This window comes from Luteibacter yeojuensis (assembly GCF_011742875.1).
GTDB lineage: Bacteria > Pseudomonadota > Gammaproteobacteria > Xanthomonadales > Rhodanobacteraceae > Luteibacter > Luteibacter yeojuensis.
In genome coordinates, this window is sequence record NZ_JAAQTL010000001.1 from 1037886 (window position 1) to 1052478 (window position 14593).

At 67.5% G+C, this 14593-nt stretch carries 15 protein-coding genes; 4 read left to right on the plus strand and 11 right to left on the minus strand.

Annotated elements, in window-relative coordinates; translation table 11 throughout:
* Positions 1–184 precede the first annotated feature (184 nt).
* Both HBF32_RS04535 and HBF32_RS04540 read left to right on the plus strand, forming a co-directional pair.
* A complete protein-coding gene (locus tag HBF32_RS04535) occupies positions 185–1219 on the plus strand; it encodes an alpha/beta fold hydrolase (protein ID WP_166698426.1) in 1035 nt (344 codons plus the stop codon).
* A gap of 43 nt (positions 1220–1262) precedes the next feature.
* A complete protein-coding gene (locus HBF32_RS04540) occupies positions 1263–2105 on the plus strand; it encodes an MnmC family methyltransferase (RefSeq protein ID WP_166698427.1) in 843 nt (280 codons plus the stop codon).
* Here the strand turns inward: HBF32_RS04540 and HBF32_RS04545 are convergent.
* Positions 2102–2872, minus strand: coding sequence for a LytR/AlgR family response regulator transcription factor (locus HBF32_RS04545; RefSeq protein WP_166698428.1), 771 nt, complete (start codon positions 2870–2872; stop codon positions 2102–2104). The two genes, HBF32_RS04540 and HBF32_RS04545, sit on opposite strands and share 4 nt — an antisense overlap.
* Entirely contained in the window at positions 2869–3984 is a 1116-nt protein-coding gene (locus HBF32_RS04550) for a sensor histidine kinase (RefSeq protein WP_166698429.1), read from the minus strand. The genes HBF32_RS04545 and HBF32_RS04550 overlap by 4 nt, the downstream gene beginning before the upstream one ends.
* Positions 3985–4156: 172 nt before the next feature.
* Between HBF32_RS04550 and HBF32_RS04555 the strand changes: the two genes are divergently transcribed.
* Positions 4157–4501, plus strand: coding sequence for a hypothetical protein (locus tag HBF32_RS04555; RefSeq protein WP_166698430.1), 345 nt, complete (start codon positions 4157–4159; stop codon positions 4499–4501).
* A gap of 66 nt (positions 4502–4567) precedes the next feature.
* On the opposite strand, the gene HBF32_RS04560 is transcribed toward HBF32_RS04555, so the two are convergent.
* A complete protein-coding gene (locus HBF32_RS04560; protein ID WP_205287699.1) occupies positions 4568–6088 on the minus strand; it encodes an MDR family MFS transporter in 1521 nt (506 codons plus the stop codon).
* Positions 6089–6258: 170 nt separating this feature from the next.
* Here HBF32_RS04560 and gph point away from each other — a divergent pair, with 170 nt between their 5' ends.
* Positions 6259–6945, plus strand: a complete 687-nt coding sequence (gph, locus tag HBF32_RS04565; RefSeq protein ID WP_166698433.1) for a phosphoglycolate phosphatase — start codon at positions 6259–6261, stop codon at positions 6943–6945.
* On the opposite strand, the gene HBF32_RS04570 is transcribed toward gph, so the two are convergent.
* The 8 genes from HBF32_RS04570 to msrB form a co-directional block, all read right to left on the minus strand.
* The gene (locus tag HBF32_RS04570) at positions 6902–7540 is read right to left on the minus strand and encodes an Isoquinoline 1-oxidoreductase subunit (protein ID WP_166698435.1); all 639 of its coding nucleotides are present in this window, start codon (positions 7538–7540) and stop codon (positions 6902–6904) included. The genes gph and HBF32_RS04570 overlap by 44 nt on opposite strands.
* Positions 7537–9699: a molybdopterin cofactor-binding domain-containing protein gene (locus HBF32_RS04575; protein ID WP_166698437.1), complete on the minus strand. Its 2163-nt coding sequence runs from the start codon at positions 9697–9699 to the stop codon at positions 7537–7539. The genes HBF32_RS04570 and HBF32_RS04575 overlap by 4 nt, the downstream gene beginning before the upstream one ends.
* Complete coding sequence (locus HBF32_RS04580) at positions 9696–10172, minus strand: 2Fe-2S iron-sulfur cluster-binding protein (protein WP_166698439.1); 477 nt, start codon at positions 10170–10172, stop codon at positions 9696–9698. Before HBF32_RS04580 ends, HBF32_RS04575 begins: the two co-directional genes overlap by 4 nt.
* A gap of 29 nt (positions 10173–10201) precedes the next feature.
* Positions 10202–11632: a serine hydrolase domain-containing protein gene (locus HBF32_RS04585; RefSeq protein WP_166698441.1), complete on the minus strand. Its 1431-nt coding sequence runs from the start codon at positions 11630–11632 to the stop codon at positions 10202–10204.
* A gap of 73 nt (positions 11633–11705) precedes the next feature.
* The gene (locus HBF32_RS04590) at positions 11706–12467 is read right to left on the minus strand and encodes a LytR/AlgR family response regulator transcription factor (protein ID WP_166698443.1); all 762 of its coding nucleotides are present in this window, start codon (positions 12465–12467) and stop codon (positions 11706–11708) included.
* The gene (locus tag HBF32_RS04595) at positions 12464–13540 is read right to left on the minus strand and encodes a sensor histidine kinase (protein WP_166698445.1); all 1077 of its coding nucleotides are present in this window, start codon (positions 13538–13540) and stop codon (positions 12464–12466) included. The genes HBF32_RS04590 and HBF32_RS04595 overlap by 4 nt, the downstream gene beginning before the upstream one ends.
* A 65-nt stretch (positions 13541–13605) precedes the next feature.
* Positions 13606–14109: a peptide-methionine (S)-S-oxide reductase MsrA gene (gene msrA / locus HBF32_RS04600; RefSeq protein WP_166698446.1), complete on the minus strand. Its 504-nt coding sequence runs from the start codon at positions 14107–14109 to the stop codon at positions 13606–13608.
* Positions 14106–14567, minus strand: coding sequence for a peptide-methionine (R)-S-oxide reductase MsrB (gene msrB, locus HBF32_RS04605; protein WP_166698448.1), 462 nt, complete (start codon positions 14565–14567; stop codon positions 14106–14108). Before msrB ends, msrA begins: the two co-directional genes overlap by 4 nt.
* Between the last annotated feature and the right edge of the window lie 26 nt (positions 14568–14593).

Here is a 14593-nt window from a genome sequence, read left to right on the forward strand (position 1 = left end):
CGTGCTCGGAGCACTGTCCGGTTACGGGGCGTGCGGCGGAATGGGACCGGGTTCGCAAAAAGAGCACATGCATACAAAAGCGAAATATCTTGCGTCACCGATCCAATATCCGGACTTATGTGCAATTCCGGATCGGGCAGGCCCGCTAGAGTGAACGCTGCTCACTCGGTCCGGGGACACATCGATGATCGACACATTCGATCGGGAACGACGCCGTTTCGTCGGCGCCACCGCGCTGGGACTCGCCGCGGCCGGACTGGGCGCGACCGCGACAGCCGCGCGGACGGTGGCCGAAGCGAAGCCCCCGCGGCATGGCGCGACGTCCTTCGCGGCGATGAAATCGGTCAAGGCCGGCGTGCTCCAGGTCGGGTATGCCGAGGACGGTCCCGCCACCGGGCCGGTCGTGGTCCTCCTGCATGGCTGGCCCTATGACATCTACAGTTACGTCGACGTCGCGCCGATCCTCGCGGCGAAGGGTTACCGGGTGATCGTTCCCTATCTTCGCGGGTACGGCAGCACGGCCTTCCTGTCTCCGGACACGCCAAGGAACGGGCAGCAGTCCGCCCTCGCCGCCGACATCGTCGCCCTGATGGACGCCTTGAAGATCGACAAGGCGATCGTGGCCGGGTACGACTGGGGCGCCCGCACCGCCAACATCGTGGCAGCGCTATGGCCGGAACGCTGCAAGGCCATGGTGTCGGTCAGCGGCTACCTCATCGGCAGCCAGGCGGCGAACAAGAATCCCCTGCCGCCCAAGGCCGAGCTGCTCTGGTGGTACCAGTTCTACTTCACCACCGAGCGCGGCCAGGCGGGCTACGCGAAATACACGCACGATTTCGCACGGCTCATCTGGGAACAGGCGTCGCCGAAGTGGCACTTCGACGACGCCACGTTCCAGCGCTCGGCCACCGCGTTCGACAATCCGGACCATGTCGCCATCGCCATAGACAACTATCGCTGGCGCCTGGGCCTCGCGCCCGGGGAAAGGAAGTTCGACGAACTGGAGGCGAAGCTCGCCCGATTCCCCGACATCGCCGTGCCGACCATCACGATGGAAGGCGACGCGAACGGCGCGCCGCATCCCGATCCCGCCGTCTACGCGAAGAAGTTCACCGGCAAATACGAACACCGTCTCGTCTCCGGCGGTGTCGGCCACAACCTTCCGCAGGAAGCACCCGAAGCCTTCGCCAAGGCCGTCATGGACGTGGACAGGTTCTGAGCCGGGGCGTCCTTGCTACCATGCGTTCCTTTGGGAACGAATCGTGGCCCATTATTCAGGCCCTCTGCTCACGCGCGAACTCGCGGATGCTCTGTCGGCGGGTCGGGACGCCGGTGCCCCGGAATGGACGGGCTCGCTCGATCTCGGCCGCACGACGGGTGTCGCCGCGCTGGAATCCGAGCGCTGGCGGTGGAAGGACCGCGAGTATCCCTATCCGGCACGGCTGAAGGACCGGACCATCTACTACTGGGACGGCGAGGACTTCGCGGCGGTCTCGCGTTTCTCGGGTTCGCTCATCAAGCTGGTGCCGACGCCATGGGGCGCTCCCACCTTCGAGATCGACGGCATCAAGATGCTGCCCACGGCGAAGGACTCCCCGGTCGACGACGCCCGGCGCAAGGTCGCGCTCGTCGAGCCCCGGGGCAAATCCGTCCTCGACACGTGTGGCGGCCTCGGCTACTTCGCGGCCTGCTGCCTCGAGGCCGGCGTCGGTCGTATCCGGTCGTTCGAGAAGAACGCGGACGTGCTCTGGCTGCGCACGCTCAATCCCTGGTCGCCCGACCCGGAATCTCCCGCATCCGGCGGCCGCCTGGACCTCTCCCATGGCGATGTATCCGAAGCGATCGCCACGATTCCCGATGCCTCCGTGGATGCCCTGCTCCACGATCCGCCGCGTTTCGGCATCGCGGGCGAACTTTATTCGCAGGCGTTCTACGAGCAGCTCGCACGCGTGCTTCGCCGTGGCGGCCGCCTCTTCCATTACACCGGCAGCCCTAACAAGCTCACCAGCGGCCGCGACGTGCCGCGCGAAGTGGCTCGTCGTCTCGAAAGGTCGGGCTTCAAGGCGGAACTGGCCCTGGATGGCGTCCTCGCGAGCCGGCGTTAGCCTTTGGCGGATACCAGCCGCATGAAGGCTTCCTGCTGGTAACGGCTCATGCGCAGCTTCTGGCCCGTATCCATCGTCACCACATGGTGCCCGTTGAACCAGGGATGGATGGACTGCACGCGGCGGACATTGATGATGGCCGAGCGATGCACGCGCGCGAAATGGCGCGGGTCGAGACGCCCGGCCAGCGACGTCATCGTCTCGCGCACTTCGTGCACGCGATCGGCCAGATGGATCTCCACGACGTTCCGGTTGGCCTTGATCCAGACGATGTCGTCCACGTCCACGAAGGTCACGCGCTCGTCCACGCGCACAGGCACGCGGTCGAGGTAACCCTCGCGCCGACGCAAGGCATCCAGCACCTGCTGGATGGCTTCGCCGCCTTCGGCCGACACGCGAGCGGCCCCCAGTCGCGTCTTCGCCCGGCGCAACGTCTCCAGGAAGCGGCCCCTGCCGAAGGGCTTCACGAGGTAATCCACCGCGTTGGCCTCGAACGCGCGCACGGCGTATTGCTCGTATGCCGTGACGAACACCGTGGCGGGCATGCGCGACACACCGATCGTCTCCACCACGTCCAGGCCGGTCATCGCGGGCATCTGGATGTCGAGGAAGACGAGATCCGGCGATTGCTCGCGGATAGCCCGCGCCGCCGAAGCGCCGTCGCCGCATTCGCCGAGCAGCGCGATATCCGGGTCTTCGCGCAGCAGGCGAAGCACGGCGTGCCTCGCGATGGGTTCATCGTCGACGACCAGGGTGGCGATCTTCATGCGCTGGCGATCTCCGGGCCGTCGTCGATGTCCTCGGTTTCGCGGAACGGCAGGTGGATGCGGCAAGCCACGCCTTGCGGCCAGAGCATGTCGAGCCGCACCTGCCCGGCATCGCCATAGAGTTCGTGCAGGCGAAGGGCCGTGTTCGACAGGCCGATACCGTGTCCCTGGGCCGTGCCGTTCGAGGTCTTCTCGAGCGTGCTGTTGCGGTTCCTCACCTCGATGCACAGGCTGTCGCCCTCGCGGCGACTTTCGATCTCGATCTGGTCCGCGCCGACGCGCTCGCCGATGCCGTGACGGATGGCGTTCTCGACGATGGGCTGGAGGATCAGGCTGGGCACGGCGCAGTCGAGCGTGGCCGGGTCCACGTAGATGCGCGTGGTGAGGCGATCCTTGAAGCGCACGCCCTGGATGCCGAGGTAGAGGTCCAGGAGCACGAGTTCGCGGCGCAAGGAGATTTCCTGTCCCTCGTAATCCTCGAGGAAGGCACGCAACAACTCACTCAGGCGCAGCAACATGTCTTCGGCCGTGAGCGCATCTTCCTTGAGCAGCGTGGCGATCGCATGCAGCGTGTTGAACAGGAAATGCGGCTGCAGCTGGGATTTGAGCGCCTGCAGGCGCGACTGCGCCAGTGCCGTGGCCAACCGGCTCGCTTCCCTTTCGCGAAGGGCCTTTTCCTCGCGGAAAGCCATGGCCTGCTGGATCGCGAACAGCGCCCAGTAGGTGAGGAAGCCGGTGGCGAAATGCTGGCCGAGGAACTGCCTGAACTGCTCCAGGAACGAACTGGGTTCGAACGGCGTGGACACCGCCGCGCCGACCATGAGCGACAGCATCGTCACCGCCACGCTCGCCGGCAGCTGCAGGCCGAGGCCGCGCACGCGCAGCGGCCCCTTGATCGGATACATCTCCGCCAGCCGGAATACCAGCGGCGCCAGGGCCGCCCAGGTGTACCACTGGATCAGCGACCAGCGCAGGTAGACGATGACGCCCCATTGCGGGCCGACGAGTTGTGCGTTGAGGTAACGCTGGAAGGCGAAAACGACGACGACCGCCGTCCACAGCGCGAGATAGCGGCCGAGACCGATTTCCGTCGTACCGAGGCGAACCTTCATGGCGTGTATCCCGCGGACCCTGGAGGCATGGTAGGCGTCCCCGGGGCAAGGTCAAAGCGATATGTCGCCGGGCTACGAATCGTCCCGCGCGATCGACGATTCGTCCCGCGACGCTTTCCCGGCGAGCCCCGCTCCGCTTCCATGGCGCCGCCATCGTCATGGAGCGCCCCTCATGCCTGCCGTACGTATCGCCTTCCTCGTCCTGTCCGCCGTCGCCTCCCTGTCGCTCGCCCGCGCCGCGGAGGGCAACCGCGAACCGGCGAGGATGTTCACCCTGGTCAACGCATCCGACGAGAGCGTGACCGCCCTCGCCGTGGGCGGAACGGAGATACCCCTCGGCGAACCGCTCCAGGGCGGCACCACGGCCGCCACCGTCCGCCTTCCGGAGGGCGGTTGCCTGCGCGATTTCCAGGTGACCTTCCGCGACGGGCAGACCCGCGTTTACGACGGCATCGATGTCTGCCGCTTCCACCGCCTGCGCCTCGGATCCTGGCCCCGTCCCGCGACGTCCCTGTAGAGGGCAAGGCTGCGCCAGTCCACGGCGATACGCAGGAACAGCCTCCCGCACCCGTGCCGGAAACGCCTACTGCCTCCGGTCGGGCGTGGTGCGCAGCGGTATGTCTTCCAAGCGCAACGCCATGAGGAATGCGACAGCCACCAGCGCCGCCGCCACGAAGTAGACGGTATGCATGGATGCCCCGAAAGCGTGGACATACTTCTCGTGAATGCCCGGCGGCAATGCTTTCACGGACTCCGGGCCGAAGGACTTCGACGCGTGCACGGCTTCCGGCAGCACGGCCCGCAACCGCGATTGCAAGCCGATGGTGAAGATCGCGCCGAACAGCGAGACACCGATCGAACCGCCGATCGAACGGAACAGCATGACGCCGGAGGTCGCCACGCCGAGGTGCTGCATCTCCACGCTGTTCTGCGTGGCGAGGATCAGCACCTGCATCACCATGCCGAGCCCGGCGCCGAGCAGGCCGGTATAGACGTAGATGAAGAACGCCGGATCGCCCTCGCGGACCGTGCCGAGGAGAGCGAGCGCGAGTGCCGCCAAGACCGTGCCTGCTATCGGGAAGACGCGATAGCGTCCTATCCGGCTGATGAGCCGCCCGGCCACGATGGAACTGAGGATGACGCCGCCCATCAAGGGCAGGAGCTGCATGCCCGCGGCCGTGGGCGTCGCGCCCTTCACCACCTGCATGTACAGCGGGATGAAGGTCGTCGAGCCGAACAGCGCCGCGCCCACGAAGAAGCCGATGAGGCTGCAGAGCACGAAGATGCGGTGACTGAACAAATGCAGCGGCATGATCGGCTCACCGGCGCCGCGCTCGACGAGGATGAAGCCGGCGATGGCCGCCAGCGCCAGCGCGAGGATGAACCACAGTTCGATCGAATCCCAGGGCAGCACGGTGCCGCCTTCGGTAGTGAACAGGATGAGGCCGCTGAGTGCCACCGTGAGCAAAGCGGCGCCCCAGTAATCGATGGCATGACGCACGTGGCGCACGTGCGGACGGAATACGGCCGCGATGATGACGACGCAGAGCAGGCCGAGCGGCACGTTGACGTAGAAGATCCAGCGCCATGACAGGTGGTCGACCATGAACCCGCCGACCAGTGGGCCGATCACCGTGGCAAGACCGTACACGCCACCGAACAGGCCCTGGTAGCGGCCGCGCTCCGCTGGCGGGATGATGTCGCCGACGGACGCGACCGTGACCACCACGAGACCCCCGCCACCCAGGCCCTGCACGGCGCGCATGAGGATCAGCTCGACCATGTTCTGCGCGAGCCCGCAGAGCACCGAACCGACCAGGAAGACGGCGATGGCGATCTGCATCATCAGTTTGCGGCCGTAGAGGTCGCCGAACTTGCCGTACAGCGGCACCACCACGGTCGAACTGAGCATGTACGCGGTGACCACCCAGGACAGCTGGTCCAGCCCCCCCAGTTCGCCGACGATGGTCGGCAGGGCCGTGGAGACGATGGTGCCGTCAAGGGCGGCAAGGAGCATCACCAGCATCAGGGCCGTGAGCAGGAGGCGTCGCGATTGCGTCGGCGCGGCCGCGACCGCAGTTTCTTGCGTCGTTTCGGTCGTCAAGATCGGGCTCGGGTCAGCGGGAGAGCGCGGGACTATACCCGCGCGAACGGCCGATGCCTGCCCTGCCATTTGCCATTGGAGGACCGGCCTGACCCTGCGGTATAGTATCTCCGGCGGAGCGGCTGGTCCGCGGAAGCGTAGAATGCCCTCTTTCCGTCCGGAACGACGCTTTGGCCTTCCCCTATTCCCTCGTCATCTTCGATCTCGACGGCACCCTCGTCGACAGCGCGGCGGATATCGCCGAGTCGGTAAACCGTACGCTGCGCGACTGGAATCTTCCGACCTACGACACGCCGCGGATCACCGGCTGGATCGGCGAAGGTTCGCGCAAGCTCATCACCTCGGCGTTCCGCCACGCCGGCAGCGATGCCGACATCGACGAGGTCATGCCGGGATTCCTCGAGCATTATGCCGAGACGGCACTCGACGGCATCGCTTACGAAGGGGTGGTCGACACGCTGGCGGCGCTCCACGCGGAAGGCGTGAAGCTCGCGGTATGCACGAACAAGAACGAGGAGTTCGTGCGGCCGCTGCTCGAGGCGCGCGGCATGCTGCACTACTTCGACGGCATCGTGGGCGCCAACACGTTGCCGGAGCGCAAGCCCAGCGGCGTGCCGCTCCGCTATCTCGCGACGCAGGCCCGCGTGGACATCGACCGGACGCTGGTCGTGGGCGATTCCGAGAGCGATGTGCTGGCCGCGCGCGACGCGGGCATGGATTTCGTCCTGGTGAGTTACGGCTACCGCAAGTCGCTCGACCTCCATGCCGCCGGCGCCGTCGCCGTGATCGACCGCATGCCCGACCTGCTCGGTATCACCCCTCCGGACATGCCGCGCCGCTATCGATCCATGCCGTAAGCAGGGCGCCCAATGCCGCCTGCGTACCTGGCGCCGGCTTCCTGCCGGGCCCGGGATGCCAGGCCCAGCCGACGAGCTTGTCTTCGGCCATGTGATGCTGGATCTGCGCCAGCGTATGCCCGCCATTGCGCGTCGGATCCTTGATCTGGCGGCAGATTTGCCCGCGCGTCTTGCCCTGCCACGCCATCGATGCCGGCGCGAGCGCCCAGCGCGGATTTCCCGGAATGGAGGCCGGCTCGGCGAAGGTGGCGACATTCGCCGCCTGGTGGCAGGTGGCGCAGGTCATCCCGTCCACGCCGTGCCCTTCGATGCCGGCCTGGATGTACGGCACGTGCGCGTGCAGGTCGTCGCCCTGCGTGGGGCGGCGGGTGTCGGGATGGCAATTGAGGCAGCGCGGGCTTTCGATGACGCGCGATACCTCGCCATACAGCGCGACGGAGCGTGCATGCGGGTCCGCGATGGAGGCGAAGTCGGCGGGCGTGCGCAACGGATCGGTCACCCTCGCCTGGTCGGCGGGCTTGTCGGGCCGCTGTGTGCAGCCCGATAACAGGATGATCGTGGCGAGCATCGAGGTGACGGCGCGCATGCGTTTCATGCCTCCCTCAGGTCGTCGGGCGATATGGGAAGCGTGCGGAAGCGCTTGCCCGTCGCGGCGAAGATCGCGTTGGCCACGGCGGCGATCGCCACCGAGGTGCCCGGCTCGCCGACGCCACCGGGATCCGCCTTGCTGGGCACGATGTGCACTTCCACTTCCGGTGCCTCGACCATCCGCAGCACGGGATAGGTATCGAAATTGCCCTGCTCCACCCGCCCGTTCGCAACGGTGATGCGGCCATAGCCAACGGCGGTGATGCCGAACATGGCGCCGCCTTCGATCTGCGCCCTGACCACGTCGGGATTGACCACGATGCCGGTGTCGACCGCGCAGACGATGCGCTCCACGCGATACATGCCGGACGGCTCGACACTCACCTCGGCCACCATGGCCACATGACTGCCGAACGCCGGGCACAGCGCGACGCCGCGGCCCCGCCCCTTCGGCAACGGGTCCTTCCACCCGGACTTCTCCGCCACCAGCTCCAGCACGGCGCGATCCCGCGGCGCGCCTTTCATCATCGCCCTGCGATAGTCCACAGGATCGGCGCCCGCGCGATGCGCCAGCTCGTCGATCACCGACTCCGTGATGACCACGTTGCGCGTGGGTCCGACACCGCGCCAGTTGCCCGTGTTGAGTCCACGCGGCGCCTCGTGACGGATGAAATCGACGCGCACGTTCGGAATGTCATATGGACCGCCGGCCACGTCGACCGCGTCGAGGTCCACGCCGTCCTTCTGGTAGATGGGCAGGAAGCGCGCCATGATGTTCGGCGCCGCCAACCGGTGGCGCCAGCTGGTCGGCCGGCCCTTCCCGTCGACGGCCACCGTGACCCGGCTATGGTTGTGGAAGCGGTAGTAGTCCTGCCGCATGTCTTCCTCGCGGCTCCACGTGATCTTGACCGGCCCGTCGATCTGCTTCGCGAGGCGCACCGCCTGGCCGACGTAGTCGGCTTCCAGCCGGCGGCCGAAGCCGCCGCCGAGGAAGAGGTTGTGCACCGTCACGCTTTCCAGCGGCAGCCCGGCCGCCGCGGCGGCCGCTTTCTGGGCACGCGCCACCACCTGGCTGCCTACCCAGACTTCGCAGCGATCCGCCTGGCAATGCACCGTGCAGCTCAGCGGCTCCATCGCGGCGTGCGCGAGCATCGGCAGCCGGAACACCTCGTCGTACATGCCCGCGGCCTGCCGCTCCGCCGCCTCGACATCCCCTTTGCGCAGCGCGGGCAGGCCTTCCTCTGCGAGCGCGCGATCGGCGGCGGCGACCATGTCGGCCGTGGACAGGTGGGCGTTGGCGCCTTCGTCCCATTCGATGCGTACCGCGGCCAGTCCCTTCCTCGCCGCCCATGTGTTGTCGCCGACGACGGCCACGGCGTCGTCGCTGTGCACGACCTTCCACACGCCGCGGATCGTCATCGCTTCCGCGGGGTCGACCGAGACGACCCGGCCGCCCAGCACGGGAGACGCCATCACCATCGCGTAGCGCACGCCCTCCGGGCGCGCGTCGATGCCGAAAATGGCGCTGCCGTCGATCTTCGCGGGCGTGTCCACCCGCTTCTGCGGCTGGCCGATCAGCCGATAGTCGGAAAGCTTCTTCGGGCGCGGCGACTTCGGCAGGGGCATCCCGGCCGCTTCGGTCGCCAGCTCGCCATACCCGAGTCTGCGCTTCGTTCCCGCATGGATCACGCGTCCGTCGCGCGTTTGGCATGCCGACGGACGCACCTGCCAGCGTTCGGCCGCGGCGGCGATCAACATCGTGCGCGCCGCGGCGCCGACCGCGCGCAAGGTGATCCAGGAACCCCGCAGCGACGCCGAGCCTCCGGTGATCTGTTCCATGAAGATGGGGCTGCCGTAGCGGGCATCGCTGGGCGGTGCCTGTTCGACCGTGACGTCGTCCATGGAGACGTCCAGTTCGTCGGCGAGGATCTGCGCCTGCGAGGTGAGCGCGCCCTGTCCCATCTCGACATACGGAACGATGAAGGTCACCCGGCCATCGGTGCCGATGCGAATGAAGGCGTCCGGCGGGGGCACGGGCGCATCGGCCGCCAGGGAGGTCTCGACCAGGGGAAAACCGATGAGCAAGCCGCCGCCGATGGCCACCGACGCGCAAAGGAAGCGCCGGCGCGACGGGTTGCCGGGAGGATCGCGAAGGGCGGCGCTCACGACGCGCCGCCTTCGGCCAGGAAGCCCGCCGCCATGACGATGCCGGCACGAATGCGCTTGTACGTGCCGCAGCGACAGATGTTCCCGGACATGCCGGCATCGATATCGGCCCGCGTGGGATGGGGGTTGGCCGCGAGCAGCGCGGCGGCCGACATGAGCTGGCCCGACTGGCAGTAACCGCACTGCACCACGTCCAGTTCGCGCCACGCCCGTTGCAATGCCCGCCCGACCGGCCCTTCGTGCAGGGCTTCGATCGTGGTGACCGCGGCGCTGCCGACGCTGGCGACAGGCATGACGCAGGATCGCCTCGCATGGCCGTCGACATGGACGGTGCACGCGCCGCACAGGGCGACGCCGCATCCGAACTTCGTTCCCGTCAGTCCGCAGACATCGCGGAGGACCCATAGCAGCGGCGTGTCGCTCTCGACGTCGACCTCCCGCACCTCGCCATTGACCTGGATCGCGTAAGCCACGTTACCGTCCTCGCCGTCGCCCGCCCGGGTCACGACGCTCGCATAATATTGCGAACCGGACTTGGCGAAACCTGCGATGGCTTGACCGTCCTTGTGGCGGCTATGGTCGCCTTGATGAGCGCGAGATCGTCCTCGATACCGTAGTCCGGCGGCGCCGAGTAGCCGAAGCGCACGATCACCAGTTTTTCGGATGGAACGACGTAGATGCGCTGGCCCATGGTGCCGCTCGCATAGAAGCCGTCCTTGGGGAAACCGGCCTCGACGCGCCATCTTGCCGGCTTGCTGGGGCCGTCGTTGGTCCAGAAGCCCGCGCCGTAAGGACTACCGCCCACGGTCGAGCGGCGCGACCAGTCCACCCAGCCCTCGGGAAGCAGGCGCTGCCCGTCGGGAGCGATGCCGTCGCGCAGATAGAGCATGCCGAAGCGGGCGTAGTCGCGCGCGGTGGTGTAGACGTACGTGGAACCGACGAACGTGCCCTGCCCGTCGAATTCCATGGTGACGTCGCCCATGCCGAGGCGGTCGAACACCTCGCGGCGGGCGAAGGCACGCAGGCCGGCCGGGCCGCCGCCGACCTTCTCGCCGACAAGCCGCGACAACAGCACGGTGTCCGCCGAGGTGTATTCGAAGGTCCGACCCGGCGCTTCCTTCGCGGGCTGCCGTGCGGCGAACCCGGCCATGTCGGCGTGGAAGAACTCCATCCGCGCGACGGGGCTGAACGCCGACTCCGCCTCCTCGGCATCGAGGCCGCTGCTCATGCGCATCAGGTTTTCCACGGTGATGGCGCGCCGGGGGTCGTCCGCCGCCTGCCATTCGGGAGCGCCCAGCGGCTGGTCGACGCGAATCCTGCCCTCGCGCGACAGGACGCCCAGGAACGCGTTGGTGAACGACTTGGCGACGGAGAAGCTGAGCAGCGGCGTGTGCAGGTCGAAGCCAGGGGCGTAACGTTCGGCGATGACGTGGCCGTCCTTCACGATCACCACGGCCTTCACGTGCTTGACGGGCTGGTCCGGCGACTCGGTGAACACGCGATCGATCGCGGCCGCGATGGCCGGCTGCGCGGCGGTCACGGCGCCCGCCGGGGCGAACCCGTCGTTCGCCTGCGGATGCGTCGCGGTATCCGCCACCAGTGGCCGCGTGCCCGGCAACGACAATCGGCATCCGTATCCGGGTGTGAAGTCCGCATGGGCAAGCGCGGTGAACGGCCCCGACGACACGTCGACGCTGTGCGTCGCCCGATCCACGTGTACCTCGAACAGGCGGCTGAAGCCGCCAAGCACCGGCGCGACAAGTTGGTCGTAGGTCTGCTTCGGATCCTGGCCGCTGATGAAGGTCATGGAACAGACGTGGTGGGCCGCGACGCCGGCGGCGATGCGCATCACCTGGCCGGGGCGCACGATATGCCAGGCGGTCGCACTCAGTGCGAGGGCGACGCCGGCGGCGATATAGATCTTCTTTGCCATGGGATCCTCCTGTAGGTGGGAGGAGTCTGGCGAGCCGACCCGCCTCGCGGGGCGCGGCCAGGGACGAAGGCCCCTATCGCGGGGACGAAAGACCCGGCGGCATGTTGTCCAGGTAGCGGCGGGTCCAGGTCACGCGGCCGCCGTCGACCAGGAGCAGGCGCTGCTCGCCGTCTGGCCACGGCTGTACCTGACGGATGGCGTCCAGGCGCACGATCGTGGAGCGGTTGACGCGCACGAAAGCGGAGGGATTGAGCCGTCCCTGCATGCTGTCCAGTGTGCCGCGCAACCGATGCGCCTCGCCATCGACGAACACCTCAAGGTAGTTGCGGCTCGCGGCGATGCGGTCGATGCGCTCCACGCGCACCAGCTCCGCGGCGTCGCCGCTGGGAAGGAGGATGCGGTCCAGGTAGCGCACGGGAACCGGCGCACCGTCCAGCAATCCGTCGACCCGGCCGGCGATGTCCAGCGCCGGTTTCACCTTGCCGAGCAGACGCTCCACCGCCCGGGCGAAACGCTCCGGGCCCACGGGCTTGAGCAGGTAGTCGAAGGCATGCACCTCGAAGGCACGCACCGCGTGCTCGTCGTGCGCGGTGACGAAGACGATCTCCGCCGGCAACGGGTCGCCCAGCGCCTGCAGCACGGCGAACCCGTCCATCCCGGGCATGGTGATGTCGAGGAAGACCACGTCGGGACGCTCGCACCGGATGAGCCTTACCGCCGAGGGACCGTCCGATGCCTCGCCCACCCAGAGCATGCCGTCATGGGACGCCAGATACCGGCGCAGCTTGGCTCGCGCGGGCGCCTCGTCGTCGATCACGACGGCGCGCAGGGTCATGCGGCCCACCGCCGGGCGGGAAGCCACACGGTGACGACGCTGCCGCCTTCCTCGACCGGGTCCAGCCGGACACCGGCATCGTCGCCATAGAGATGCCGCAGGCGCGCGCCCACGTTGCCGAGGCCGATGCCATGGCCGCCGTGCGTGCCGCGGCCGCCGCCATAATCGCGGACCCTCACGGTGAGCTGCCCTGCCTGGCGCGACGCCTCGATGCGAACGCGCCGCTCGGTGCCCGTGCCGCCGTGTTCGATGGCGTTTTCCACCAGAGGCTGGAGCAGCAGGAACGGAATGCGCAGTTCGTCCAGCGAAGAATCGTTATCCACCTGCGCATCCAGGCCTTCGCCGAAGCGCACGCGCTGGATGTCCATGTACAACGCGACGAGCCGCCACTCCTCCGCCAGCCGGTGCTCCTGCGCGGTGGCCGAAAGCGTGGCCCGCAGCAGTTCGCCGATGCGCGAGAGCATCTCGTCCGCCACCCGCGGCTTCTCGTACATGAGTTCGGACACCGCATTGAGGGTGTTGAAGAGGAAGTGGGGATTGAGCTGCAGGCGCAGCGCCTCGAGCCGCGCTTCCGAGAGCGCCGATTCCAGCTGGGCCGCCTGCAGTTCGCGCGCCTGTCCTTCGCGATAGCGGTCGAACAGCCACAGGCCACTGACGATGACGGCGTAGAAGAACAGTTGCGTCGGCACCTCCATGAGGTAGCGCCACACCATGAGGCCATACGCGAAGCCGGGCATGCCCATGGCGCCGAACACGATCTGGCGCAACAGGATCATGAAGGTGGTCTGGACAAGGGACAGGGCCACGAAGAGCGCGGCGTGGTTGTACCAGGTCCAGCGCACGCGGCGGAGTACGAGGAAGAGCACCGGCAGCAAGGCGCCGAAACTCAACGAGCCCGTCAGCTCTTCGACCAGTTTCGGCAGGAACGGCGAAGGCAGCCGGTTGGCGACGTCGACGAGGTAGCGGTTGGTCGCCCGCAGGAAACCCAGCGCGACGACCAGCAACAAGCCGAGCCCGATGGCGCGACGGCGCCATCGGGCTCGCTTCGAGACGTTCGAGTTGGCGCAGTCCATGTCGTCCCCCCGGACGATACATTCCCCCGCCGGCTCTTATACCAGAGCCGGCGGGGTGGCATGGATCAGGCGGCCCTGCGCGGCAACACCCAGTCGGGGCGGATGAAGTGGCAGGTGTAACCGTTGGGGTACTTTTCCAGGTAATCCTGGTGCTCCGGCTCCGCCTCCCAGAACGGGCCCGCAGGGGAGATCTCGGTCACCGCCTTGCCCGGCCAGAGGCCCGACGCGTTCACGTCGGCCAACGTGTCCTCGGCCACGGCCTTCTGCTCGGCGTCGAGGTAGAAGATGGCCGAACGGTAACTGGTACCCACGTCGTTGCCCTGCCGGTTCAGCGTGGTCGGATCGTGGATCTGGAAGAAGAACTCGAGCACCTTTCGGTAGCTGAGCTTCGCCGGATCGAACTCGATCTCGATGGCCTCGGCATGGGTGCCGTGATTGCGGTAGGTCGCGTTCGGGACGTCGCCGCCCGTATAACCCACGCGGGTGGTTATCACGCCCGGCTGCTTGCGGATCAGGTCCTGCATGCCCCAGAAACAACCGCCGGCGAGGATGGCGCGGGACGTGCTCATGCCGCACCTCCCTTCGCGTCGGCGAACAGGCTCGCATACTGGCCGTAGCCTTCCTTTTCCAGGTCGGCGACGGGAATGAAGCGCAGGGATGCCGAGTTGATGCAATAGCGCAGGCCGCCGCGATCGCGCGGTCCGTCCGGGAAGACATGCCCGAGGTGGCTGTCGCCATGGGTCGAGCGGACCTCGGTGCGGATCATCCCGTGGCTACCGTCGTGCTTTTCCTGCACGTGCGAGGTTTCCAGCGGCGTCGTGAAGCTCGGCCAGCCGCAGCCGCTGTCGAACTTGTCCAGCGAGGAGAACAGCGGTTCGCCGGACACGATGTCGACGTAGATGCCGGGTTCGTGGCTGTTGTGGAACGCGTTGTGGAACGGTCGCTCGGTCCCGCTCTCCTGGGTCACCCGGAACTGCTCCGGGGTGAGCTTGGCGAGGGCTTCGGGTGTCTTGCGGTAGTCGGACATGGGGGAGCCTCCTGATGGAACTCCCT